Here is a 23,131-nt window from a genome sequence, read left to right on the forward strand (position 1 = left end):
AGAGCCGTGGACGGCCGGACATGCGAAGAGAGCCTCTGACCCGCATTACAGCAGGTCAGGGGCTCTTTTGTGCTGGTCGGGTGAAGCGCGCCCTGCAGGATTCGAACCTCCGACCGTCGGATTAGAAGGTGACGGGGCGTACAAGCACGCACCGAGCACGGCTGACCGCCAGTGCTGGGGTCTGACGGCACGCTCCGGGGGGCGATCCTGGCCGGGCGCTTCGGCATCGGCCACCGGGCTTATCGCCCAGACCCTGCTGACGTGACTCCCGCGGCGGTCAGTCGCAGCCGCAGCCGTCACAGCAACAGCCGTCCTCGCCCGGGCAGCAGGAGCAGCAGTTGCCGCAGCAGTCGTAGCCGGAGCAGTCGAAGCGCTCGCAGAAGGAGCCCTCGCGGTCCTCGTCCCAGGCAGGCCGGTACAGGCCGCACGTGCAGCAGGTCAGTGCGGCGCACGCCAGCGACAGCAGCCCGCCGGGATCCTGCTTCGGCGGCCGTCCTCCCGGCGGCGCGCCGGGATCGCCGGGCGCGTGTCCGGGCGGGTGACCGGTGCCGTGGGTTCCGGCGGTGGCGAAGGCTCGGGAGAGGGCGCTGCCGGTCTCCCGCACCAGCAGGGCGCGCGTTAGGCCAGGTCGGGGCATGTCCAGCTCGTCCACGGCGGCGCGCAGCTCGGCGTGCGCGACGTCGCAGTGGCGGCGCGCCTCGTCCAGGCCGGTGCCGGTGGCTGCCAGCGGGTTGTACGCCCCGGACTCCCGGTCGTCGGCCAGGTCCTCCACCGCGTCGATCAGGTGTGCCAGCTTCCCGAATCCGCGACCGGCCGCCTCCAGAGCCTCCCGGTTGTGCGGCTTGCCCGCGAGCACCGCTGTGTGCGCGAACGCGGCGGCTACGGCGTCCTCAGTAGGCCCCGTCAACTCTCGCAACCCGGGCGCCGCGCTGCTCCCCGGGGGCGCCTGGGCGGGAGCGCGTTCCAGGAGGGTCTGGCGGTCGGCCGCCGCCGTCAGCGGGGTGGGGTCGAACCCCAGCGTGCCGGCCATGGCCGCGCCGGCCGAGGACCAGCGGCCCGCCAGGCGGGTGGCGCCGGCGGCCACCGGGCGGCGGGCGTACACGCCGTCCCCGTCCGCCACGTGGTCGCTCACCTTGCCGGCCGCCAGGAGCAGCGACACCGAGGCCGCCAGCCGTACCCCCTCCGACTCCACTACGTCGGCGCCCTTGAAACCGCGTAGCGCACACGGGCCCGCCCTCCTGCGCGACGCGGACGTGGGCGACTGGGCCTCGGTGAGGACGGACACGAGCAGGCCGTCGTAGTTGGTCACCAGGCGCGACAGGTGTCCGTGCTCGTCGCGGAGCGCCAGGCAGAGCCCGCACAGGTGACCCATCCAGTCCGCGTAGAGCCCTTTGCACAGGACGTGCCGACACGGGCGGACAATGCCGAACATACGTCCCCTTATGTACGCATCAGAGAGCCAACCGTAGCACCAGGCCGCCGGTAGATACCGCGGCGCCGAACGGATCCGCAGGAAGGAGAAGGTGCCCTCACCGACAGGCCTGGCGCACTGCGCCTGCCGACCTAAAAGGACCAAAATCGTTTGGACAACGGGTACCCACATGGCCATCGTTTGCCGTGATCGGATCCAGCTCGGTGCGCAGCCGCGCCGCTTGTCTGACCACCACCCGCGGGCAACTGCGGAAGCCGTTAGAGGCTCAGAACGGATGGCCAGCGGCAAGTCGTTACGTCTGGGCCCGCACCTGACCAGCTTGGGGTCGGTCATCCACCGGAGCAGATACACCCCCTGTCGACGTGGTGCAGGCCCGGCGAGGGCGCTGAGCTCGTCGTCGCGGTCGGCGTGGTGTTTTCGCGCGACCGCGTCGTCGCGATGCGGCCCGACGGCGCCGCGTCCTTCCGGTTCACCGACTTCGACCGCATCTCGGAGGAACTGGGCGAGTACGGATGCACGCCGAACGTCTACCTGTACCCCATGACGACCCACTAACGATCCCCGCAACGCCACGGCCGGCCCTGGCGGCGCGGGACCTACACGGCTGGTACAAATGGGGCATGAGCGAATCCGTCGGGTATCCCCCGCGGCCGAATGTGCCAGCGGCCCGGCGTGTCTACAGTCGGACGTACCGTGTGTGGGCCCGGGTGCTCCTGTGGACGCCGATCGCGCTCACGGTGGCCGGCGTGGTCCTCGGCCTGGGGCTGTTCGCGGCCGCTGACGCCGACCCGACGCACAGTTCGTCCGCGCTCGGCTATCTCGGCCTCGTTGTGTGGGGCGCCCTCGCGGTCCTGTCACCGGTCCTGCTCGGGTCGTTCATCGCCGGGCTGGTCATGCTGAACCGCACGCGCAGTTGAGGTCGCGGCGGGACACGGCCCGACCCAGAGTGCCGCTGCGCAGGCAGCCAGGCGGAGAAGCGGCGCCGGGGCGGAAGGCGGGTGGACCGGATAGATGCCTACACCAGCGTGCCGCGGCCACGTGACGGGGTTCGTCGAATCAGTCGCCTGGCAGGCGTGCTCCGGTACGCGCCTCGATGACCGCCATGACGGCTGCCGCTTGCGCCGGCCAACGAGTGCGGCAGGCTCGGCGCCGTGCAGCGCGTGCGGATCCAGTTCCCGGGATCATGGCAAGCTGCCACCTGCTGGCCACGTACTCCAGAAATCTCCCACCTGTAAGGTTCCACGACACGTGCCGCACCTGCGCGTCCTGGCTGAGCCATTCCAGGACGGGCACCCGCGCGGCGTAACCGAAACCGCCGGGGATCAGTATGCCGTCCAGATAATCGTTGCCCGTACTATGGCGAGGACGTCGTGTTACGTTGAAAGCGCCTCGTCGAGCTGCGGGCTCGGTGGGGTAGGGATAAGCGGGTCGGCTGGGCCGGGCTATTGGCACTCGCTTGAGATACGAGCTGCAGTAGTGTCGATGGTCATGGGTTCGATTCCCACCGCGCATGTCATCGTGCGCACGCCCGGCGGTCTCCACACGTTCGGCGCGGAGACCGTTGTGCCTTTCTTCTCGCTCGATGGCTCAGTGCTGTCGCCCTTATGGCACGAGTACGGAACCTGGCCAGACTCATCCTGTGCCGCTCGAATATTGAGTTACTTAGGCTGAGCTGCGGTTAAGCGGCGTGGCGTATTCGCTGATCATGCCCGCGACGACGGGTTTTCGGTGGATGGATCGCAGGTCGTTGAGGTCGGTCACCTCGCGAGCAGGCCGCGGTGCGGTGTCTGGGGGACGTTGTTGCCGGGACTGGTGCGGCCGGTCCGTTGTAGTGAATCAGGTACTCGCGAGCGCGCCAGGGCCAGATGACGTTCGCGGAGGATCAGGATCCGGTCCAACAGTTCGCGGCGCAGGGTACCGATGACTCGCTCGCAGATGGCGTTCATCCTCGGCGTCTGTGCCACGGTGGCGGTGATCCGAAACCCTTCGGCCGCGAGCACCTCCCTGAACGCGGAGGAGAAGAGTGGATCGCGATCGTGGATCAAGAACCGCAGCTCGGCGATGCGCTCCCCCAGGTCTATCACCAGGTTGCGGGCCTGCTGGACGTCCACGCCCCGGTCGGACGCGCGGTTACCCCACCCAGATGCAGCCGCCGAGTGCCGTGCTCGATGAAGACCAGCACATACAGCCGGTTGAGTAGTACCGTCTCGACCACTAGGAAGTCGCACGCGTTGATCGCGGGGGCCTGAGCGGCCAGGAACTGCCTGTGGGTGCCGAATACTGTGTCTCCTCATGCGTACTGTGTCTCCTCATGCGACCTGGGCGTACTCATGCAGGAGACCGCCGAGCCGGTCTCGCCGGGAGACCTCGATGTCGGCGTCGACCGGGTCGGGTAGCGCCCGTAGCGGGCTGGCCTGCTGCAAGGCCCGGTGCGGACGATGCCCATCGAAGTAGGTCTCGTACTCGGCGAGGACTTTGCACAGGTGGCGTTCGTTCATGATGAGGATCCGGTCGAGTAACTCGCGGCGTACGCTGCCCACCCACCGCTCCATGACCGCGTTCATCCGAGGAGCCCGAGGTGCTGTGAGCACCACACGAATGCCCTCGGACCTGAACACCTCATCGAACAGAGCAGTGAACTTACTGTCCCGGTCTCTGATCAGGAATCGGAAGTCGCCGATCCGATCGCCCAGGTCAAGTATCAGGTTGCGGGCTTGCTGGGCGACCCAGCCGGCGGTTGGGTTCGCCGTGACCCCCAGTACGTGCACCCTGTGCCGCGTCAAAACGCAGCCATGATGGCTCTGACCTGTGGTTTGACGGGACCCGCCCCTGCAGACAAGATCGCGTCTTGTGCTTGTCCGCCTGCTCTATCTCATCACGCTGCGGGTGTTCGGCTGGCTGATGTTGCTGGGCCGTAGCCAAGGCGTCGAAGAACGTGGAAATCATGGTGCTGCGTCACGAAGTGGCGGTGTTACGGCGCCAGGTCGAACGCCCCAAGCCGGACTGGGTCGATCGAGCCCGTAACGCTCCAGAATGGCTGCATAGCTCTTGACCTGGGACGACACTCCCCGTACCGATACGACACCATCGATCGTGTACTCGTCCGACTGCTCTACCTGATCGCCACGCGAATCTTCGCGTGGCTCGTCCTGCTGTCTCGTTCCTCCGCGGCCAAAGACGCAGAAATATTGATCCTGCGGCACGAGGTAGCGGTGCTGCGCCGCCAAGACACCACGCCAAGGCTCACCTGGGCGGACCGCGCCCTACTCGCCGCCCTCGCCCGACTACTCCCCCGTGTACTACGCAGCCACCGAATCGTCTCCCCACGCGCCCTCCTTGCCTGGCACCAGGGCCTCATCAAGAAGAAGTGGACACAGCCGCCGTCCGCAGAACGCCCTCCAGTTCCAGAGGACCTGCGCGAACTGATCACCCGCCTTGGCGCCGAGAACCCGCGCTGGGGCTCCCGAAGAGTGCACGGCGAACTGCGCCGCCTCGGGCACAAGGCCAGCCCGGCCACCGTCCGCCGCGTCATGCGCGCCGCCGGCCTGGGTCCCGCTCCGCGACGTCACCCAAGGCGGAGCGAGTGGACCACCTTCCTCAAAGCCCAAGCCCACGACCTACTCGCCACCGACCTGTTCCACATCGACACAATCGGACTGCAACGGCTCCTACGCCCTGTTCGTCATGGAGGTACACACCCGCACGGTCCACATCCTCGGCGTCACCGCCCACCCCACCGCAGCCTGGGCCACCCAGCAGGCCAGACAGCCGCTCTGGCACCTCGGAGAACACGCCGACCACTTCACCCACCTCATCCGTGACCGCGACGCGAAGTTCACCGCCGCCTTCGACGCCGTCTTCGCCAGCGAAGGCATCACCATCACGAAGATCCCCCCACGTAGCCCCAACTGCAACCCGCACGCCGAGCGCTTCACACGTTCAGTACGCGAGGAGTGCACGAACCGGATCCTGCTGTTCGACCGCGGTCACGCCGAGAGGGCCCTCCACAGCTACGCCCGCCACTTCAACGAACATCGCCCTCACCAAGGTCGCCAACAGCTTGCGCCGCTGGACCGACCCCGAGGTCGTACTGCTGCCAGCAACCCAGATCAAACGCCGGACAGCCGTCGCAGGCCTCATCAATGAGTACCGCCGGGCTAGCTGACCAAGCGACAAAACCCCAGCTCAAAGCCGGTGAAGCCGTTAAGAGCGGTACGCCCAGAACCCCTGGAGGCGCTGCAGCGGGGATGGCGGGGAGACAGGACACCGCTTGAGTGTGCCCCCAGGGCACGGTGTTCCCTAGTGCGTGGAACAACCATCTCGACCCAGGAGGACCGCCCGATGTCCGTACCAGAACCCGGCCAGACCCCGGCCACTGCAGCGCGCCCGAGCTCACCGCACCAGGCCGACGACCCGGCACCCGGACGTCGCGGGCCGGAGGTCGACGGCTCCCGGCCGTTCGGTGCCCACGTCCGCATGAGCTGGTGGAGGCCGCTGATCGTCCTCGTCATGCCGCCGGTCGTGATGGTGCTCCTGCAGATCCTGCTATACCAGGTCGTTGGCGCCATCGAGGGCAGCGACGACCCGATGTCCGCCACCTTCACCCCGCTGAAGCTCCTGGCCGTCAACCTGAGCGTGGGCATCTCGGGCGTGGTGGCGATCCTGCTGCTGGCACGGCTGGCGAAGGTGCCGTGGCGCAGCCTGATCAGCTCGCCACGGGCGTTCGACGGTCGACGCCTGGCGCAGTACCTGCTCGGCGCGGCCCTGCTGGTGGGCGCCGGCATCGGCGTGGTGGCGCTGGTCGCCCCCGAGTCCCCAGGCTGGGTCGCGTTCGGTGTCTCCGGGACGACGATCCTCATGCTGGTGATCACTGTGCTGAGCACCCCGCTCCAGTCCGTCGGCGAGGAGCTGATGTTCCGCAGCGCCGTGCTGCCCGCCGCCGCGTCCTGGGTGCGCGCGGTTCGCCCGGCCCTCGCCGTCGGTCTGGTGGTCTCCAGCCTGGCCTTCGCGGTCGTTCACGGCTCCAGCGACCCCTGGCTGTTCGGCTACTACACCTTCATCGGCGTTGCCACGGGACTGATGGCGATCATCAGCCGCGGCATCGAGGCGCCGGCCGCGTTCCACATCGCCAACAACGTCCTGTTCTCAAGCGTGAACACGCTGATGGCAGACGGCGAGGGCTACACCATCAACCGGTCCACCGACACCGGTGACGCGGCCCTCCTGATCCTCGCCGCCGTTAACATCGCCATGGTCGTCCTCGTTTGGGTGCGCGAGCGACGTACACGGAGCACGACCTAGAACCGGCGCCGGACGACGAGGTGAGGACCCATGGCCTGGAGCACACGCGAGATCGCCGACCTGGCGGGCATCACGGTGAAGACGGTGCGCTACTACCACCAGGTCGGGCTGCTCGACGAGCCCGACCGCGAGCCCAACGGCTACAAGCGCTACGAGGTGCATCACCTGACGCGGCTCCTGCAGATCAAGCGCCTGACCGGGCTCGGTGTGCCGCTCGCGCAGGTGGCCGAGATGGGTACGAGCGGCGAAGGGCAGGCCTCCGTCTTCCGGACCGTCGACGCCGAGCTCGAGGCGACGGTCCGGCGGCTGGAGAGCATCCGGCGAGAGCTGGCCATGCTGGCGCAGCCGGGTGCGTCACCGGAGGTGCCGACCAGCTTCAGCGGCCTCGTCCAGGACCTGCGCGACAACGACCGCGCTCTGCTGACGATCTACGCCCAGCTTTTCTCGGACGAGTCGATGGAGGTGCTGCGCCGGACGCTCGAGGCACACCCGAACGACGATCTCGACGAGGCGTTCCGCGACCTGCCCGAAGACGCCGACGATGCCACCAGGCAGGCCCTCGCCGAGCAGCTCGCGCCCTTCATCGTCCCGGGCGCCACCGCACATGGCGTGACGCTGGAGCCGAGGGCCACCACGCCAGGCCAGGCCGAGGCGGCGCGGCGCGCCGTCGGTCACGCCCTCAGGGCGCTCTACAACCCCGCGCAGGTCGACGTGCTCCGTCGAGCGCACCTGCTCCACGAGGCCGACGACGACGGTGCCGACACCGGTGCCGACGCCCCGTGACCCCCTCGATGATGTAGACCGCCTCCCACACCCCGCACGGCACGAACCTGGAGAACAGCGCGATGTAGTTGTCGGCGATGTGTCCGCCGCAGCCCGCAACCTGGAGTCCGGCACCGCGCAGAACGCGTGCCGTGCAGTACAGATTCCTCGCCCACCCGGTCACTGTCATCGGCGACCGGTCGTCTGCGACACCGACCACCGCAGCTGGTTCGGCCTTCTCCGATCTGCGAGAGCGGCACACCCAGCTCGGCAAGACGTCGGATCCGCAGGAGGCGGCCAAGGGTGTGGTCGGGTACGCGCGACGTTGCTCAGGGTTGCCGGCGCTCGGCGTCCGGAGATGGGGGCGCCAGTCGTCCGTGGCCGTGCAAAAAAGGGCACTCGGCCGTTGACACCGGTCCGATGGCGCGGCCGGATCGCTCCGGGGTTCACCAGTGACGCCGCGTCATGGACTTCACCTGCGAATGTCATGTGGCGAGGTGGTGACGTGGCTGCACTGCCGGAAGAGCACCGCAACGGCTGTAATCGACCCACATGAGGCACTTAAACCCAGCCGCCGGCGAGCTGCTCGACACGCTGGACCGGCAGGCAACCGCAGAGATCGAGCGGCTGACCAGCCGGCGGGCGACGATCGCCGACTTCCCGACATCGAAGTCGGCCTCGACGCGCCCTCGATGCTCACAGCCTACGGCGAGCACCTGCTCAACGACCAGCAGCGCCGCACGAACCGGCTGTTCCAGGCACTCATGACCAACCCGGACGAGCGCTGATCACGCCTCCCCAGGGCCCGTCCACGCCCATGCCCATCTCGTTCGTAGAAAGTGATCAGATGCGAAAAGCCCTGACAGCCCTGATCGTCGCCGCCGTGGCGACGACCCTCCTGCCGGGAGTGCCCGCCGCGGCAACGACCATGCCGAGCGCGGTGCGGTGGGGGCCGTGCCTGGAGAACGTCGCCGCGTCCGGTCTGGAGTGCTCGACGCTCAAGGTTCCGCTGGACTATCGCAAGCCGGACGGGCGGACGATCGACATCGCGATCTCCCGCCTGGCGAGCAAGGACCGGACGCGGCGGCGCGGCGTGCTGCTACTCAACCTGGGCGGCCCGGGCGCGGCGGGCCTGCGGTTCCCGGTCGATCTCGTGGCCGCCGGTATGCCGCGGAGTGTGCTGGACACCTACGACGTGATCGGGTTCGACCCGCGCGGCGTCGGCCACAGTACGCCGGTGACCTGCGCTCTGACACCGGAGCAGCAACTGCGGGGCAACATCCCCCCGTACGCGCCCACCGCGGCCTACGTCGCGAAGCAGGCGGAGGAGGCCAAGGCCATCGCCAGGCAGTGCGCCACGTCGAAGACGGGGTTCATGCTGCCGTACGTCACCACCGCCAACACCGCCCGCGACATGGACCGCATCCGGCGGGCACTGGGCGAGCCGAAGCTCTCCTACCTCGGTTACTCCTACGGCAGCCACCTCGGCGCGGTGTACACCACGCTGTTCCCACAGCGCGGCGATCGGATCGTGATCGACAGCAACCTGCCCCCTGGCGGCATCAACTACGAGGACAGGAGTCTGTTCGCCCGAGGCGTCGAAGATCGGCTCCCCGACTTCGCCGAGTACGCCGCCGCCCACGCCGGGTACGGGCTGGGCAGCACATCGGAGTTGGTGACCGAGAAGTACTTCGAGATCGCCGAACGATTGGACAGGACACCGGTCCAGGGAACCGACGGTGCGCTGTTCCGGATGCTCACGTTCGCCATGCTCTTCCGCGACGCGAATTTCCCTGCTCTGGCCGGGCTCTGGCAGTCGATCGACACCGGCCAGGCGCCGCCGGCGGGGGCGGCGGATGATTCCGTACTGAACTCGGACAACTCGATGTCCAGTCACCAGTACGTGGTCTGCGGCGACTCGCGCTGGCCCCGGTCGATCCATACGTACCAGCGCGCCGTCGAGGCCGACCGGAAGCGGTACCCGATGTTCGGCGCGGCGGCGGCCAACATCCGGCCGTGCGCGTTCTGGCCGTCCGACCCCATCGAGGCGCCGGTGCGCGTCAATGACCGGGGCCCGTCGAACGTCCTCATGGTGCAATTCCTCCGCGACGCGGGGACACCGCTGGCCGGCGCCAGGAAGATGCAGCGGGCGCTCGGCGACCGGGCCCGGATGGTGACCGTCGAGCAAGGCGGCCATGGTGTTTACCTGCTCGGCAAGAACACGTGCGCGGACACCGCGGTGACGACGTTCCTGACCACGGGGAAACGCCCGGTGCGCGAGCTGACCTGCGCGGCAGAGCCCGCCTGATCCGAGTCGCCGTGTTGGCCTGCTCGACGAACCGGCTCGCAGGCCCAACGAGTACAAGTACAGGGTGTCGCATCTGCTGCGCCTGCTCCGGATCCGGCGTGTGAGGGACCTCGGGATACTGGTGCCCCTTTGGGGTGCCAAACGGCGAATACCGTTGCTGAACTGGGCGTTCGCAGGGCGATCAGGCTGCTCTCCGGTACTCGCCGATCAGTCCAGTGACGGTCCTTCGACGGTGGATCTGAGAGGCCATGTCGATCACCTCACTAGGTTCGTGCAACGGCGGGCGAAGCGAACGGCCCCGATGCAGGCCATGGTGGTTGAAATGGCGTTCGTACTCGGCCAGGACCTTACGCAGGTGCCGCTCACCATAGAGCCTTGCCCAACAGCAACGGCCCACCTGCACGGGGCGGCTCCCCCGCCATATCGCCTCGCACCGTTGCCCCCGGCCCGTGTAGGTGAGAGCCAGTTGCACGATCAGGTGCGGAACTCGCCGGGGGTCCAGCCGGTCGGACACGACCCCATCGAGGAGGCGGTGTCATCCGTAGTCGTCGGGGAGCCGGTCGAGGACCCGTTCGAGCGCGGGTCCGATGACATCCAGCTCGGCGTCGGTGAGCACGCCGATGAAGTACCGCCGGACGGCGGCGACGTGTGCGGGAGCGGTGGCGACGATGGCCGGGGCGTCCCGCTGCGGTTCCCTGTCAAGTTAGCGTGTTGAGGCGTCCCGCATGCCCGTCGCGGAGCACGTCCGCTTGCTGGAGATCCAGTGCCATGCCGTACACCTCATACCCAGCTGTGCGTTGGCGTGGCACGCTGACGTTGTTCCGGCCATCTGGTCTGTGGATGTTGGTACCGGGGTTGTTGTCAGCCTCGTTTGCCGGAACGCGCAGCGCGGTCGGCAGTCCAATCGGCGGCATCGGCTCGACTCCTCGCCGAGGAGCCCGCTCGGGCCGTGGACCTGCTGGTCGATCTCGGCGCCGACGTCGATGTTGGTGGCTGCGCCGCCTGGATAGTAGCGGCATAGAACCTGGCACGCTTCAGATGCCACCCATCGTGTGGTGCCTGCTCAGATCTGGTTCGTGCCTCCGTCGACGTAGATGTTCGCGCCGACTACGTAGCTGCTCTGTTCCGAGGCCAGGAAGGCCACGACTGCGGCGGCCTCCTCAGGCTGCCCCATGCGGCCCTTGGCCACGGTCGCGGCAACATTCTCCTTGACGGCCCGGGCGGTCTCCTCGTCGCCGAAAGCGGCGGTGCCCCCGGGAGTCTCGATCCATGCCGGCGAGACCACGTTGACCCGGATGCCACGACCCTTGAGCTCGTTGGACCACGTCCGCGCGAAGGACCGGACGGCCGCCTTCGACGCCGCGTACGCGCCGAACGCCTCTACTCCACGGTCGCCGGCCGTCGAACCGACCAGGACGATCGAGGCTCCGTCGTTGAGCAGCGGCAACGCCTTCTGCACGGTGAACAGCGTGCCTCGGACGTTGACCGCGAAGGTCTGGTCGAAGTGCTCCTCGGTGGTCTGTTCCAGCGTCACGAACGCACCGACCGCCGCGTTCGCCACGAGCACGTCCAAACCCTCGCCTCGCGCCCGGACCGCCTCGTAGAGCCGGTCCAGGTCCTCCGGCTTCGAGATGTCGCCGACGACCGCGGTGGCCCGGTCTGCTCCGATGGTCTTGACGGCGGCCTCCAGCTCGGCCTCGCGCCGGCCGGTGACGAACACGTACGCGCCCTCGTCCGCCAGCCGTACGGCGGTGGCCAGCCCGATCCCGGTGCTGCCCCCGGTGACCACCGACGTCTTGCCTTCCAGCTGTCCCATGTGGGTATCTCCATCACTCTCTCGATGCCGATCCGTTCGACATCCATACTGCGGGAGATCGGGGATACTATCCATGATGCAGAGTCCGGCATTCTTTACGTATCGTCCAGGAGGTGCCGTCGGTGCTCGGATTTCGGGATCCAGTGGCTGACGCGATCGGCCTGCTCCGGCCCCGCACGGTGATCGGGCCCAGTCTCCGGGCCGTGGGAGAGTGGGCTTTGCGCTTCGACACGTTCTTGCACGTGCGGATCGGGGGCCTCGTGCGCGGCACGTGCTGGTTGATCCTCGAAGGGCACGAGCCGGTGCTCCTGCAGGAGGGTGACACCTTCATGCTGGGCAACCCGCCGCCTTACGTGCTGGCCAGCACGCTCGACGCAATCCCGCGCCCTGCGGAGCCGGTGTGGGCGGGTGCCGAAGACGGGTTCGTGCGGATCGGCCCGGAGTCCGAGGAGGACCTCTACCTCTGCGTCGGGCACATCGCGTTCGACGACAGGAACGCGGCCCTCCTGACCGATCTTCTGCCGCCGCTCGTGATCGTCCGCGTGGCCGATCCTCATGGCAGGCGGCTCGCGCAGCTGATCGATCTCCTGGCCACCGAGGTCGGGGTCGCCGCCGCCGGCGGCCCGCTGGTGCAGAACCACCTCGCACAGATCCTGCTCGTGCACATGCTGCGTGCTCACGCCGGTCAGACAGACCGGCCCACCGGCTGGCTGGGCGCCCTGAACGAGGACGGCATCGGTGCCGCCCTGCGTGCCGTGCACGCGGACGTGGCCCATTCCTGGAGCCTCAAGGAGCTCGCCGAGATCAGCCACATGTCGCGTTCCGCGTTCGCCCAGGCCTTCAAGAGCCACGTCGGGGTCCCGCCGTTGGAGTACCTGATCCAATGGCGCATGAGCCTCGCGCGCGACGCCCTCACCCGCGACACTCTGTCGATCTCCGAGCTCGCACGGGCCACGGGCTACCTGTCCGAGAGCGCGTTCAGCACCGCGTTCCGCCGCGTGGTCGGCTCATCGCCCGCACAGTTCCGGCACCAGGCACGGCAGCCACCGCGCTCGGCCGCGAACGGAAGTTGAAGGAGGCATCCTGTGCTCGGCTGCGCCGCTCACGCTGGCGACGAAGACACCAGCACACCGCCCGCCGACACCACTACCAGCGACGCGGACACGCGTCATAAACGCGACTGCAGTACTGGTGCGATCGCGTTGGCGTGGATGCCTGGCCCCGGGTCGTGGCCATGCCGTCCCCGACCTCGGCGTTGTTGGCCACATGCCGACGCCGGCCCGCTGGCGCAGAGTTGGCGCTTCGAGCCAGACGCCTCTACCTCGCCGACCAGTCCACGCCCGATGACCGAATCAGAGACGCGGCACCACCCCGTGGCACCCCCACCACATCACCGAGCGCTATGGCTTGTTCACGCTCATCCTGCTCGGCGAGAGCCTACTCGCCTCCTCCAACGCGATCATCGAGGCCGTCCACGACGCCGAAGCCCTCGGACGGCTGATCTCGATCGGCGCGCTCACCTTCGTCGCGACCGCCGCCCTGTGGTGGATCTACTTCTGGCCGCCCCACCACCGGTCCATCACCAGCTTCGGCGGGTCGCTGCGCTACGGCTACGTCCACTACTTCGTGTTCGCCGCCGCCGGTGCGTTCTCCGCGGGCATCGAGGTCGAGATCGACGTCCTGACCGGGCACAGCGAGCTCAGCAACCCGGCCGCCTCCTTCGCCGTGACCGTCCCGGTCGCGATCTTCCTGGCAGGCACCTGGTGGATCGCAATCCGAGACCACGCCGACCGGCTCGTCAACACAGTCGTCCCGCTGGCCGCAGTTCTGGTCCTGTGCGACCCGCTCATCGCGGTTCCCGTCACGCTGACCGCCGTGGTCCTCGTGCTCGTCGTGGTTGTCCTAGTCCTGCAGCCACCCGTGAACACACGTGCCCCATCGCGATAGAGCCGAGGCTCCTCCAGACGCGGATTGCGTGCTCCCGGTACCGGGTGACATCGCCGTCGCCTCGGCGCCGGAGAGAATCGCCCGAGCCGCATGGGTAAACACCGGCGCAGACCGGTTGTGGACTGGCTTCTTGACCTGACCGCATGGTCGGGAGTCATCGGCCTGATCGGCTTCACCGTCGCCGCACTGGTCCGGATCCGTTTCTCTGGGCGAGTCGAAGAACGTACAGTCCCACAGCCCGCGCCACTCAATCATCACCCTCGCCCTGGAAGTCGGCGTCCCCGAGCGCGACGTCGGCGTCGGCCTACCGGGCACCTCGCAAACGACCGTCGCGCCAGCGGCGAAGACCACCGAGACGTAGCCTTCGATACCGGCCGTTCGCGGCGATGGCGTAGCCGGGCGCACGCTGGGCGAGCTTGAGCATGCGGCGGGCTCTGCGTGGCTGAGCCCCGGCTGGGTCAGCCCGCGAGCTGCTTCTTCAGGGCCTCGGCGTCGTGAACGGCCGACATCTGCACGAACTTCCCGTCGCGGATCCGGTAGATGGCGAACTCGTCGATCTCGATCGGAGCGCCCGTGGGAGCCACCCCGAGCCATTCCTTGGTGGGGGTGCCGTGGTTGACGGAGTGGCAAGCCAGAGTTTCACCATTGATCGCCACCTCCTTGATCTCCCAGTGGAAGTCGGGAACTGCGTCGGTGATGCCCTTGAGCGCCGGACATGACTGCCTTTCTCGCCCGGTGTCCGGGCTGTTCTCGTGTACTCATGGTTCACCTGCGACATCGATACTGCAGAAGCAGCGGAGTACGATCCATGATGCAGAGTCCGTAATTCTTTACGTATCGTCCAGAGGGAGTGCTCGGTGCTCGGCTTTTCGGGATCCAGTGGCTGACGCGATCGGCCTGTTCCGGCCCGCACGGTGATCGGGCCCAGCCCGCCTTCATCAAGGTGTGCACCTATTTCCCTATCCGGCCAAGATCTGGCTCAACGGGCACGAGTGGGCCAAACGCCAGGCCACCCAGGCCGGGATCGGCTTCACCGAGCTGTCCAACGGGTTCGCCACCACCGACGATCCGACCGTGTTGCAGGCGATCTGCGACCGGCTCGGTCCGGGCGTGATCAACGTGTTCGTACAACGCTGGCTTTCCAGGCTGCCGCTGCCGTTCACCGATACCGACGGGGACGCCGGCTACTGGTGGGAGACCTCGATGTGGCAGGTCGAGCTCTCCCGTACGATCGTCTTCGACGCACCCCGCCACGCCCGGGGGTTCTTCGAAGCGTTGATCGCCGACAAGCTTGATCTTGGCCGTCCGCACAACGTGGAGATCATCTTCAACCGCCAGATCCGGAGTGGTCCGACCACCAAGATCATCGGTGGAGGTCCTACGTGTTGAGGAATGTGTTCAGTGCGGTGTTCACCTCGTCGGCGTGGGTCCAGAGCAGACCGTGTGGGGCGCCTTCGATCTCGACATACTCGGCCTCGGGGAACGCCGCGTGGAAGCGACGCCCGGTGGCGTCGATGGGGAGGATGTTGTCCTTGGTGCCGTGCAGGATCAGCGCCGGCTTGCCACTGGCGCGCACCGCCTCGACGTCACCGCGGAAGTCCTCGATCCAGGACGGGACGACCGCGTACGCGGCGACCGGGGCGCTGCCGATCGCGACGTTCCAGCTGGCGGTGACGGCCTCCTGGCTGATCCGGGAGCCGAGGTTCTCGTCCAGGTTGTAGAAGTCCGAGTAGAACCGCGTGAACCAGGCGTACCGGTCGCCCTTCGCGGCTGCGGAGATGCCGTCGAACACCTCCTGCGGTACCCCCTCGGGGTTGTCGTCGCGGGCGACAAGGAACGGTTCGAGCGAGGCGAGGAACGCGAGCTTCGCTACTCGCTCATGCCCGTAGCGTGCCACATACCGGGCCAGTTCCCCGGTGCCCATCGAGAAGCCGACCAGCACCACATCGCGCAGGTCCAGGGTCTCCAGGACCGTGTTCAGGTCCGCGGCGAACGTGTCGTAGTCATAACCGGAGCCGACCTTCGACGACTGCCCGAATCCGCGACGGTCGTAAGTGATGACCCGGTACCCGGACGCGAGAAGCTCGCGCGTCTGACCCTCCCAGCTGTGCCCGTTCAGCGGGTAGCCGTGGATGAGGACGACCGGTTGACCCGACCCCTGGTCCTCGTAATACAGCTCGACCGGCGTGCTGTTCTCATTCCCAACGGTGATGTATCCCATGATCTTCCCTTTCGGTGCTGACCAGCCCAACGCTGGCGCGCGTGACCAGTGCGATGTCGGCAGGTGTCGGCTGGCGGAAGACACCGCCATTCGCGGCGAATTCATCGCCATGCATTCTCAGATGGCGAGCAAACAGCGGGCACACAGGCACGACGGTGAGGTTCTTGCGAATGCTGTCTGCGAGCGCCTCACGCACCAGCAGCCCAGCCAGACCTCGTCCACTGAACTCCTGGTCTACCTCGGTGTGGAAAAATATCCGGTCATCGTCTTCCTCGGGAAAGTCGACGAAGTCGACCCTGCCGACGGGTGATTCATTGGCGAGGTTCACCGTGTAGGAGCTGATCGGGCTGGCGACCTCGAGCCTGATCGTCACGGATGCACCGCTGTTGTCAACTGATCCCTGAGTCATCTGGCTGTCCTTTTTGTGAATAGGCCAGAGACGGTTCAGTGGCCGGAGCAGGGGTAGTGGTGAGCACGCGAAGCTGCTCGGCGTCGACATTGGCTCCGAAGGCAGGGGCGCCGGGCTCGAGCCGGGCACCCGCCGCGAGGTCACCGATGGCGAGTGGGTCGAACCCAAGTGTGTCGATCAGCTCTGACACGGCGGTGAGATCCTCGGGTGAGTCACCCGCGATCGCGATCGCCTTGCGCCCGAGGTGGCCGGATGGGCGAGCCCCGTCTTCGAGGTCGTGATAGCCCATGTGGTTGAAGGCTTTCACGACTCGCGCGCCCGTCAGGAACTGCTGCACGACTTCGCTCGAGGACGTACCGGGCGGGACGATCGTGTCGCGGGGACCATCGATTTCCCACCAGTGGTTCATCGCATCCACGACCAGCTTCCCCCGCAACGCCGAGACCGGGAGGTTGCGGAGTTTGCCGAGCGGGAGAGCGAGGATCACCACGTCCGCGGCTTGCGCGGCCTCGGCTGGCCACGCGGCGGTCGCGCCAGGGGTGAGCACCTCGGCGGTCAGCGCGATCTTCGCGGGGTCACCGGAGCCGGAGATCAGAACCCGGTAGCCGGCGGCGACCGCCAGGCGCGCCAGGACGGTGCCGACCTTCCCGGCCCCCAGGATCCCGACGGTGGCCACGGGGGTGGTCATCGTGTCGCCGCCGTGACGGCGGGCTGTTCGGCCAGCAGCTCGCGGACCCGGGGGATGACCTGGGTGCCGTACAGTTCGACCGAACGTAGCCGGGCGGTGGCTGAAACGGTGCCCGCGGCGGAGTAGATCATGTCGAACCGGCCCGCGTCCAGCACCCGGATCGCGTGGGCGATCTTGTTCGCGACCGTCTCGACCGAACCGACATATAGCGACCCGCGCCCCACCTCGGCGTCGAACTCCTCCCGGCGAAGCGGTGGCCAGCCGCGCAGCGCCCCGATCCGGTCGCGGATCTCCCGGTACCCGGGGTAGAACAGCTCTTTGGCTTCTTCGTCGGTGGCGGCGACGAAGCCGGGCGAGTGCATCCCGACCGGCTGTGCGGTGGTGCCGAGCTCCTGGTTCGCCCGCCGGTAAAGATCCACGTAGGGAGCGAACCGGGCGGGGGCGCCGCCGATGATGGCGAGCATGAGCCGAAACCCGTAGTGGGCGGTACGGAGCACGGACTGCGGTGACCCACCGACTCCCACCCAGGTGCTGAGCCGTCCCGAATCGGTCTTCGGGTACACGTCCGCGTCATTCAGGGCGGCCCGGGTGGTGCCCTCCCAGGTGACCGGCGTCTCGTCCAGGAGCCGGTGGAACAGGTCGATCTTCTCCTCGAACAGCACCTCGTAGTCCTTCAGGTCATACCCGAACAGCGGGAACGACTCGGTGAACGAACCACGTCCGAGGATCACCTCCGCCCGGCCGCTGGAGAGCGCGTCCACGGTCGCGAACCGTTGGAAGACCCGCACCGGGTCGTCCGAGGACAGCACCGTGACACCTGAGGCGAGCCGAATGCGCTTCGTGGCGGTCGCGATGCCGGCCAGCACCGTCTCCGGGCTGGAGATCGCGAACTCCGGCCGGTGGTGCTCCCCCAACGCGACCACGTCGATGCCGACCTGATCGGCCAGCACGGCCTCGGTCACCGCGGCGCGGATCGCCTGCGCGTGCGAGACGACCTCACCCCGATTGTCACGGGGCCGGTCCCCGAAGCTGTCGATACCGAACTCGATCTTCGAAACGTCCATCATGGCAACTTCCTCAGAGCTTTCGTTGTGCCCGTGCGCGACGGTGCGAGATTCACGAGAGGTAGGGGTAGCGGAAATCGCCTGAAATGTATTCGGCCGGGGCGACGACGACCTGCGTGTACGAGTGCTTGAATCGTTTCGGACCGGCGTCGGTGACGCTCTGGAATCGCACCTGGATGACGCGGGGATGCTCCCACTCGCCCCCGATTCCGAATGTGACCGCACCGAAGGCGGCCTGGGGCACGCCACGTGCCCCAGGTTCGCCTCCGGCTCAGCGTCCGTCGGCGCTACGCACCAGCTCCATCGGTGGTGGGTGTGGCCAGCAGTTGCAGCTCCCAGGCGAACGCGATCCCGCTGGCGCCACCGTGTTCCTGGAGAATCTGCGTGAGCTCGGGGGGCGTCGGCTCGCGAGCCCAGTCGCGCTGCCATTCCCCGGACACGGCCATCCAGGTGATGGGCACCACGCCGGCCTGCTCCATGCGGCGCACCGCCATGTCGTGCGCCTCGGCACTGACCCCGCCGCAGGCGTCGGTGACGACGAAGACGTCGTAGCCCTCACCCAGCGCCTGGATGGCGGGCATGGCGACGCAGATCTCCGTCCACAGCCCGGCGATGATCAGCTTCTTGCGCCCCGTCTTCTCCACGACGTCGACGACACGACGGTCTTCCCAGGTGTTGATGTACGTGCGGTTGATCGGTTTCTGGTCCGGGAACACGTCCTGGAGAGCCTTGATGAGGTAACCGCCACGTTCTTCGATCACCGTGGTCAGCACAGTGGGGACGTCGAACGCCTTGGCGAGCTTGGCGAGGCCGACGACGTTGTTGACGATCATGGTTGGTTCATGGCTGTTGAGATTGGTGAACTGGTAGGGCTGGTGGTCGATGAGCACCAGGACGCTCTCCTCGGGGGTGAGCAGTGCCTCGAGTCCGGTCTTTGCGGTGCGCGTCACTATGTTCCTTCTGCGTGATGGGCTGAACGTTCGATGGTCAGAGTCAGAGCTGTTCGGGTGATGCCAGCCGGTAGACGAACTGGCCGAGTCCGGACTGCGCGATCGCGAACATCGGGTCGGCCAGGCCTTCCTGCGTGGCGGCCATGTTCAGGTCGCCAAGGCGGACCGCCTCGTATCCGGCGTCGAGACTGAGCTGCCTGACAACGCCCTGGACTTCGTCGTCACCGGACCACAGGTTGCTCGGCCGTACACGGGCATCGGCGACCTGCCCGAGGAGAGAGGCGAAGTTGGTGCTGAACGCCTTCGCCGTCGGCCCGCCCGTCACCTACTGGACGTACTCGGCGTTGGAGGAGAACCCGGCCGGAGGCCGGGCACCGCCGTAGAGGTTCGTGGCGTCGAGCACTGTCTTGCCCTCGAGCCCGACGACGGATGACAGCGCCACCTCCACGGCGGTTCCCGGGACGGCGAGCAGTACCGCGTCCGCGGTGCCGACATTGCCGCCTCCACGCCCCAGCCGCGTCACCTGGTGCCCGGCACGTTCCCACAGGCCGGCCAGCCCGCCGCCGACGTTGCCTCGTCCGATCACGGTGATGTTCATGCTTCATTCCTTGCGAGGCTGAGGTGGTTTGTCGGCCGGTCACGCGAACCGAAACCGGCTCCGACCAGGCTCGACGGGGCACGTTGGAACGTCTCCCACGTCGTGAGAACGACACTACGGCGGCCATCCGGCGGGCGTCCAAGACTTGTCCGGACCTCCAGCGGTAGGATTTGTCTATCGATGTCAGCCCCCGTGTCCTCCGCTACTTCATGGCCGTAGCCGAGGAACTCCACTTCGGTCGCGCGGCCACGCGTCTCTACATCGCTCAGCCATCCCTGAGTCATCAGATCCGCAAGCTCGAGGAGACCCTCGGCACCCCGTTGTTCGTGCGTTCGAGCCGGAGCGTGCAGCTCACCGCCGCGGGCCGGACACTGGCTCGCGAGGCGCCGAAAGCGCTGGCCGCGCTGGAGCAAGCCGTGCAGCTCACCCGGCTGGCCGGGGCAGGGATCGCGACGACGATTCGATTGGGCTACACACCGGTGACAAGCTTCGACACGCTCACGGCGCTCCTGGACACTCTCCGGGAAGACCATCCAGACGTCCTGGTCGACGCTCGAGAGTTCTTCAGCGCCGAGATTCCCGAACGTCTCCGTGCCGGCGACCTGGACGCCGGTCTCGCTCTCTCACCGCAGCCCCTCGACGGCGTAAATGGCGAGCTCCTCCGCGAAGAGCCCGTCTCCGCAGTCCTCAGCGCTCGCCACCGCCTCGCTGACGCACCGAGGATCCCGGTGACGGCCCTCCGCGACGAGACGCTGCTGCTGTTCGCCCGCCACCACGCCCCGGCGTACTACGACGCCATCGTCGCCGCGTGCCACGAGGCGGGCTTCTCACCCGATATTTGCGCATTCGACGAACCACCGGTGAACGCCATGCTCGCCCGGCTCTCCAGCGGACGCGAGGTCAGCCTGGCCCCGACATCGTTCGCTGAGCACGCCGCGAAGACCAGCCCCGGCATCGTTCTTCGTGACGTCGTCGATCCGCCGATCATGGCAGAACTCTCCGTGCTGTGGCCCACGAACGATCCGTCACCCGCCATCGCGAGCGTCGTCGACACCGCCCGACGATGCGCTGAACGCAACAAATGGCTACGCAACCCCATCACGTAGCGTGCGACGCTGCGACCCGCAGCCTCGATCACCGAACGGCATGTACAACGCCTGCACCGGGCCACGTCCATCCACAGTGGAATGGACGTAAGCCCAACGTCGAATTTCCTGGGCATTCCGCGTAAGCTGGGGGTTCGCTCGGATGGCCAGCCGTGCTTTCCGGGGCCGCGCGGTAAGCCCGCCCGGCCTTCGGCTGACCGGCGCGGAATTTCAGGCGTGGTGTGCTGCTCGAAAACTCGGCTTCGTGCTGTGAACTGGGCCTTTGCGGCATGACCAGGGGCGGCTGCGACCATTACGAGGTGTTGTTGTCGCTAGTCTACCGGTTGGTGAGGTGCTCGTTCGGCTTGCTGGCGGTGCTGATCCGCTCTGATCTGTCCAAGGACGTTGAGCTACTGGTGCTCCGTCACGAGAATCAGGTGCTGCGCCGACAGCTCGGTGACCGGCCGCGGTGGAGTCACGCCGACCGGCTCTGGCTTGCGGCATTGTCGAGGCTGATTCGCCGTCGCCAGTGGGCGGAGGTGTTTCCAGTCACCCCGGCGACGATCTTGCGCTGGCATCGCAACCTTGTAGCGCGCAAGTGGACCTTCACCGACAGGCGGCGCCCGGGACGGCCCTGCACCCGTCCGTCAGTCAAGGCACTGATCGTTCGGATGGCTCGGGAGAATCCGACCTGGGGTCACAGGAGAATCCAAGGCGAGTTGGCTCGGCTGGGCTACCCGATCGCGGCCTCCACGGTGTGGGAGATCCTGCACGCCGCCGGTATCGATCCGGCGCCCCGCCGGGCCGACCTGGCGGCAGTTCTTGACCGCTCAGGCCCACGCCATCATCGCGTGTGACTTCCTCGTGGTCGAGACGCTGCTGCTCAAACGGCTGTATGTGCTGGTCTTCATCGAGCACGGCACCCGGAGCCTGCACCTGGCCGGAGTGACCGCGCACCCGACCGGGGCATGGACGGTGCAACAGGCCCGCAACCTGCTGATGGACCTAGGTGATCGCATCGCCGGGCTGCGGTTCTTGATCCACGATCGGGATCCACTCTTCACCTCCGCCTTCCGAGAGGTCTTCCAAGCCGAAGGGCTGCGGATCATCGCAACGCTGCCGCGGACGCCGAGGATGAACGCCATCTGCGAGCGCGTCATCGGCACCCTACGTCGCGAACTCCTGGACCGCATCCTGATCCTCAACGAACGCCACCTGGCCCGCGTGCTCCACGAATACCTGATCCACTACAACGAGCATCGACCGCACCAATCCCGGCAACAACGGCCCCCGGACACCGCAACGCAGGCTGCCCGCGACGCGACCGACCTCAACGATCTGCGATCCATCCGCCGAAAACCCGTCGTCGCAGGCATGATCAGCGAATACCACCACGCCGCTTAACCGCAGCTCAGGCCACGTAACTCAATATTCGAGCGGCACACGCTCACCGGTTCAAACCCTGGACCGTCGCCACCCACCTCAACTAACTACAGGCGAGAGGATTCGGCCGCACGAAACCTGTCATCGGCAGCTATAATCCCTGCGCCGAATCCTGGATTCGACCTTCTACGGAAGATCCTCCTCCGCAGCTACTAACGAGGACGAGATCACGCTCGGTCACAACAGCACACACTTTGCGCCAGAACCACTTTGTACGACCACGGACATACCGGTATCGAAGGCTATCCTCAACGGATCTTTCATGGTCGCATCTGACCCGCATTCCGCACGTGACCCGACTGCGGCAGGATCATCACCATGAGAAAGATGATCGCAACTTTAGCGGCCTGTGGTGCTCTCCTAGCGGGCGCTACTCCGGCGCAGGCAGTGATCAAGGACCCCGTCCAGGCGCTGAAGGCCGTTCTGGCAACCGGGCACGGCGTGCGCTTCACCGAGACGGCGACGCTCTTAGAGGGCGTCGACGAACGGGCGGAACGTCGGCGTGAGGGTGTCTTCGAGTTCAACGCCAAGGGCGGCGTCAAAGCCCTGGACGTCACCACCACCGGAGGCGAGTACGGACACGAACGTGTCATCGGTTTCAACCACGACAGCGGCGGCACCAGCTACCGGTCCGGCGGTCTTGTAGGGAAACGGCTGCAAAAGGGCAAGATCTGGTTGAAACATTCCGACCAGGGTTACCTTTGGCACACCAGATCGCTCGGCGACGACGAGCAGCTCATCAACCCGACCGAACCCGCGACCATGGCCGCGCTACTGAAGAACGGGCGGACCAACGGGAATACCGTGACCGGCGCGATCACCTTCAAGGAGCTTCGGAAGGTCTCACCCTGGATGAAGCACTCGGACCGCGCCGGCTGGGAGAATGAAACAAAGATCTCCTACACCCTCACGCTGATCCCACCCGGCCTGGTCAGCAGGGTGGAGAGCATGTTCACGTTAGTCAACGGCCCTGACGACCTGGTGGGTACGGTCATTCATGTCGACACTCACTACAGCCGGTGGGGTAATAAGGTGTCGATCAAGGCGCCGGATCGCCGCAAGACAACCACCGAACTGTGCAGCGAGACTTCCTGCAATTGACGTCTC

Annotated in this window: 25 protein-coding genes and 2 pseudogenes; 15 read left to right on the plus strand and 12 right to left on the minus strand. The window is 67.0% G+C overall.

Translation table 11 applies throughout. From position 1 onward, the window contains the following. Positions 1-277: 277 nt before the first annotated feature. Positions 278-1,432, minus strand: a complete 1,155-nt coding sequence (locus tag AB0B61_RS04660; RefSeq protein ID WP_358427968.1) for a DUF5685 family protein — start codon at positions 1,430-1,432, stop codon at positions 278-280. Between the two features lie 408 nt (positions 1,433-1,840). Here AB0B61_RS04660 and AB0B61_RS04665 point away from each other — a divergent pair, with 408 nt between their 5' ends. Continuing rightward, positions 1,841-1,987 (plus strand): hypothetical protein, encoded by a 147-nt coding sequence (locus AB0B61_RS04665; protein ID WP_358427971.1) that lies wholly within the window; start codon positions 1,841-1,843, stop codon positions 1,985-1,987. Between the two features lie 65 nt (positions 1,988-2,052). Beyond that, the gene (locus AB0B61_RS04670) at positions 2,053-2,349 is read left to right on the plus strand and encodes a hypothetical protein (RefSeq protein WP_358427974.1); all 297 of its coding nucleotides are present in this window, start codon (positions 2,053-2,055) and stop codon (positions 2,347-2,349) included. An 840-nt stretch (positions 2,350-3,189) separates the two neighbouring features. Here the strand turns inward: AB0B61_RS04670 and AB0B61_RS04675 are convergent. Together AB0B61_RS04675 and AB0B61_RS04680 are read right to left on the minus strand one after the other, a co-directional pair. After that, complete coding sequence (locus AB0B61_RS04675; RefSeq protein ID WP_358427977.1) at positions 3,190-3,543, minus strand: hypothetical protein; 354 nt, start codon at positions 3,541-3,543, stop codon at positions 3,190-3,192. A gap of 198 nt (positions 3,544-3,741) precedes the next feature. Continuing rightward, entirely contained in the window at positions 3,742-4,200 is a 459-nt protein-coding gene (locus AB0B61_RS04680; RefSeq protein WP_358429311.1) for an integrase core domain-containing protein, read from the minus strand. Positions 4,201-4,644: 444 nt separating this feature from the next. Here AB0B61_RS04680 and AB0B61_RS04685 point away from each other — a divergent pair. The 6 genes and pseudogenes from AB0B61_RS04685 to AB0B61_RS04710 all read left to right on the plus strand — a co-directional run. After that, positions 4,645-4,986: pseudogene (locus tag AB0B61_RS04685) on the plus strand (IS3 family transposase); the annotation flags it as partial. A 130-nt stretch (positions 4,987-5,116) separates the two neighbouring features. Next, the gene (locus AB0B61_RS04690; RefSeq protein ID WP_358427980.1) at positions 5,117-5,578 is read left to right on the plus strand and encodes an integrase core domain-containing protein; all 462 of its coding nucleotides are present in this window, start codon (positions 5,117-5,119) and stop codon (positions 5,576-5,578) included. A 195-nt stretch (positions 5,579-5,773) separates the two neighbouring features. Next, positions 5,774-6,733: a CPBP family intramembrane glutamic endopeptidase gene (locus tag AB0B61_RS04695; protein WP_358427982.1), complete on the plus strand. Its 960-nt coding sequence runs from the start codon at positions 5,774-5,776 to the stop codon at positions 6,731-6,733. Positions 6,734-6,763: 30 nt separating this feature from the next. Continuing rightward, positions 6,764-7,516 (plus strand): MerR family transcriptional regulator, encoded by a 753-nt coding sequence (locus AB0B61_RS04700; RefSeq protein WP_358427985.1) that lies wholly within the window; start codon positions 6,764-6,766, stop codon positions 7,514-7,516. A gap of 826 nt (positions 7,517-8,342) precedes the next feature. Beyond that, a complete protein-coding gene (locus tag AB0B61_RS04705) occupies positions 8,343-9,803 on the plus strand; it encodes an alpha/beta hydrolase (protein ID WP_358427987.1) in 1,461 nt (486 codons plus the stop codon). Between the two features lie 466 nt (positions 9,804-10,269). Beyond that, the gene (locus tag AB0B61_RS04710) at positions 10,270-10,518 is read left to right on the plus strand and encodes a hypothetical protein (RefSeq protein ID WP_358427990.1); all 249 of its coding nucleotides are present in this window, start codon (positions 10,270-10,272) and stop codon (positions 10,516-10,518) included. Between the two features lie 348 nt (positions 10,519-10,866). On the opposite strand, the gene AB0B61_RS04715 is transcribed toward AB0B61_RS04710, so the two are convergent. Then, positions 10,867-11,619: an SDR family oxidoreductase gene (locus AB0B61_RS04715; RefSeq protein WP_358427993.1), complete on the minus strand. Its 753-nt coding sequence runs from the start codon at positions 11,617-11,619 to the stop codon at positions 10,867-10,869. 143 nt (positions 11,620-11,762) lie between these two features. On the opposite strand from AB0B61_RS04715, the gene AB0B61_RS04720 reads away from it, so the two are divergent. After that, positions 11,763-12,692, plus strand: a complete 930-nt coding sequence (locus tag AB0B61_RS04720) for an AraC family transcriptional regulator (protein WP_358429313.1) — start codon at positions 11,763-11,765, stop codon at positions 12,690-12,692. A 292-nt stretch (positions 12,693-12,984) separates the two neighbouring features. Further along, positions 12,985-13,566 (plus strand): annotated as a pseudogene (locus AB0B61_RS04725) (low temperature requirement protein A); the annotation flags it as partial. 458 nt (positions 13,567-14,024) lie between these two features. Here the strand turns inward: AB0B61_RS04725 and AB0B61_RS04730 are convergent. Continuing rightward, complete coding sequence (locus tag AB0B61_RS04730) at positions 14,025-14,264, minus strand: ester cyclase (RefSeq protein ID WP_358429315.1); 240 nt, start codon at positions 14,262-14,264, stop codon at positions 14,025-14,027. Positions 14,265-14,511: 247 nt separating this feature from the next. Between AB0B61_RS04730 and AB0B61_RS04735 the strand changes: the two genes are divergently transcribed. Then, a complete protein-coding gene (locus tag AB0B61_RS04735; RefSeq protein ID WP_358427996.1) occupies positions 14,512-14,955 on the plus strand; it encodes a hypothetical protein in 444 nt (147 codons plus the stop codon). Here AB0B61_RS04735 and AB0B61_RS04740 read toward each other — a convergent pair. The 7 genes from AB0B61_RS04740 to AB0B61_RS04770 all read right to left on the minus strand — a co-directional run bounded on the left by AB0B61_RS04740 (position 14,945) and on the right by AB0B61_RS04770 (position 19,496). After that, on the minus strand, positions 14,945-15,787 hold the full coding sequence (locus AB0B61_RS04740; RefSeq protein ID WP_358427999.1) for an alpha/beta hydrolase: 843 nt from the start codon (positions 15,785-15,787) through the stop codon (positions 14,945-14,947). The genes AB0B61_RS04735 and AB0B61_RS04740 overlap by 11 nt on opposite strands. Then, positions 15,762-16,160 (minus strand): GNAT family N-acetyltransferase, encoded by a 399-nt coding sequence (locus AB0B61_RS04745; protein ID WP_358428002.1) that lies wholly within the window; start codon positions 16,158-16,160, stop codon positions 15,762-15,764. Before AB0B61_RS04745 ends, AB0B61_RS04740 begins: the two co-directional genes overlap by 26 nt. Before the next feature lie 16 nt (positions 16,161-16,176). After that, entirely contained in the window at positions 16,177-16,884 is a 708-nt protein-coding gene (locus AB0B61_RS04750; protein ID WP_358428005.1) for an NAD(P)-binding domain-containing protein, read from the minus strand. Further along, positions 16,881-17,951 carry an LLM class flavin-dependent oxidoreductase gene (locus AB0B61_RS04755; protein WP_225963420.1) on the minus strand — a complete coding sequence of 357 codons (1,071 nt, stop codon included), beginning with the start codon at positions 17,949-17,951 and terminating at the stop codon, positions 16,881-16,883. The genes AB0B61_RS04750 and AB0B61_RS04755 overlap by 4 nt, the downstream gene beginning before the upstream one ends. A gap of 284 nt (positions 17,952-18,235) precedes the next feature. Next, positions 18,236-18,898: a hydrolase gene (locus AB0B61_RS04760; RefSeq protein WP_358428008.1), complete on the minus strand. Its 663-nt coding sequence runs from the start codon at positions 18,896-18,898 to the stop codon at positions 18,236-18,238. Positions 18,899-18,941: 43 nt separating this feature from the next. Continuing rightward, positions 18,942-19,223, minus strand: a complete 282-nt coding sequence (locus tag AB0B61_RS04765) for a hypothetical protein (RefSeq protein ID WP_358428011.1) — start codon at positions 19,221-19,223, stop codon at positions 18,942-18,944. Continuing rightward, positions 19,224-19,496 carry a hypothetical protein gene (locus tag AB0B61_RS04770; RefSeq protein WP_358428014.1) on the minus strand — a complete coding sequence of 91 codons (273 nt, stop codon included), beginning with the start codon at positions 19,494-19,496 and terminating at the stop codon, positions 19,224-19,226. It lies immediately after the preceding gene. A gap of 170 nt (positions 19,497-19,666) precedes the next feature. Here AB0B61_RS04770 and AB0B61_RS04775 point away from each other — a divergent pair, with 170 nt between their 5' ends. From AB0B61_RS04775 to AB0B61_RS04790, 4 genes are all read left to right on the plus strand, one after another. Further along, positions 19,667-20,602: a LysR substrate-binding domain-containing protein gene (locus AB0B61_RS04775; RefSeq protein WP_358428017.1), complete on the plus strand. Its 936-nt coding sequence runs from the start codon at positions 19,667-19,669 to the stop codon at positions 20,600-20,602. 221 nt (positions 20,603-20,823) lie between these two features. Beyond that, the gene (locus AB0B61_RS04780) at positions 20,824-21,438 is read left to right on the plus strand and encodes a helix-turn-helix domain-containing protein (RefSeq protein WP_358428020.1); all 615 of its coding nucleotides are present in this window, start codon (positions 20,824-20,826) and stop codon (positions 21,436-21,438) included. A 7-nt stretch (positions 21,439-21,445) separates the two neighbouring features. Next, positions 21,446-21,985 carry an integrase core domain-containing protein gene (locus AB0B61_RS04785; protein WP_358428022.1) on the plus strand — a complete coding sequence of 180 codons (540 nt, stop codon included), beginning with the start codon at positions 21,446-21,448 and terminating at the stop codon, positions 21,983-21,985. 357 nt (positions 21,986-22,342) lie between these two features. Continuing rightward, positions 22,343-23,125, plus strand: coding sequence for a hypothetical protein (locus AB0B61_RS04790; protein ID WP_358428025.1), 783 nt, complete (start codon positions 22,343-22,345; stop codon positions 23,123-23,125). Positions 23,126-23,131: the final 6 nt, after the last annotated feature.

It is taken from the genome of Nonomuraea sp. NPDC049158 (assembly GCF_040648335.1).
In the GTDB taxonomy this organism is placed as follows: domain Bacteria; phylum Actinomycetota; class Actinomycetes; order Streptosporangiales; family Streptosporangiaceae; genus Nonomuraea.

Coding starts and splice junctions, on each gene's coding strand:
- AB0B61_RS04750 (WP_358428005.1), bottom strand. CDS start 16,884: ATGACCACCCCCGTGGCCACCGTCGGGATCCTGGGGGCCGGGAAGGTC.
- AB0B61_RS04660 (WP_358427968.1), bottom strand. CDS start 1,432: ATGTTCGGCATTGTCCGCCCGTGTCGGCACGTCCTGTGCAAAGGGCTC.
- AB0B61_RS04755 (WP_225963420.1), bottom strand. CDS start 17,951: ATGATGGACGTTTCGAAGATCGAGTTCGGTATCGACAGCTTCGGGGAC.
- AB0B61_RS04790 (WP_358428025.1), top strand. CDS start 22,343: ATGAGAAAGATGATCGCAACTTTAGCGGCCTGTGGTGCTCTCCTAGCG.
- AB0B61_RS04705 (WP_358427987.1), top strand. CDS start 8,343: ATGCGAAAAGCCCTGACAGCCCTGATCGTCGCCGCCGTGGCGACGACC.
- AB0B61_RS04740 (WP_358427999.1), bottom strand. CDS start 15,787: ATGGGATACATCACCGTTGGGAATGAGAACAGCACGCCGGTCGAGCTG.
- AB0B61_RS04690 (WP_358427980.1), top strand. CDS start 5,117: ATGGAGGTACACACCCGCACGGTCCACATCCTCGGCGTCACCGCCCAC.
- AB0B61_RS04695 (WP_358427982.1), top strand. CDS start 5,774: ATGTCCGTACCAGAACCCGGCCAGACCCCGGCCACTGCAGCGCGCCCG.
- AB0B61_RS04770 (WP_358428014.1), bottom strand. CDS start 19,496: ATGAACATCACCGTGATCGGACGAGGCAACGTCGGCGGCGGGCTGGCC.
- AB0B61_RS04700 (WP_358427985.1), top strand. CDS start 6,764: ATGGCCTGGAGCACACGCGAGATCGCCGACCTGGCGGGCATCACGGTG.
- AB0B61_RS04670 (WP_358427974.1), top strand. CDS start 2,053: ATGAGCGAATCCGTCGGGTATCCCCCGCGGCCGAATGTGCCAGCGGCC.
- AB0B61_RS04715 (WP_358427993.1), bottom strand. CDS start 11,619: ATGGGACAGCTGGAAGGCAAGACGTCGGTGGTCACCGGGGGCAGCACC.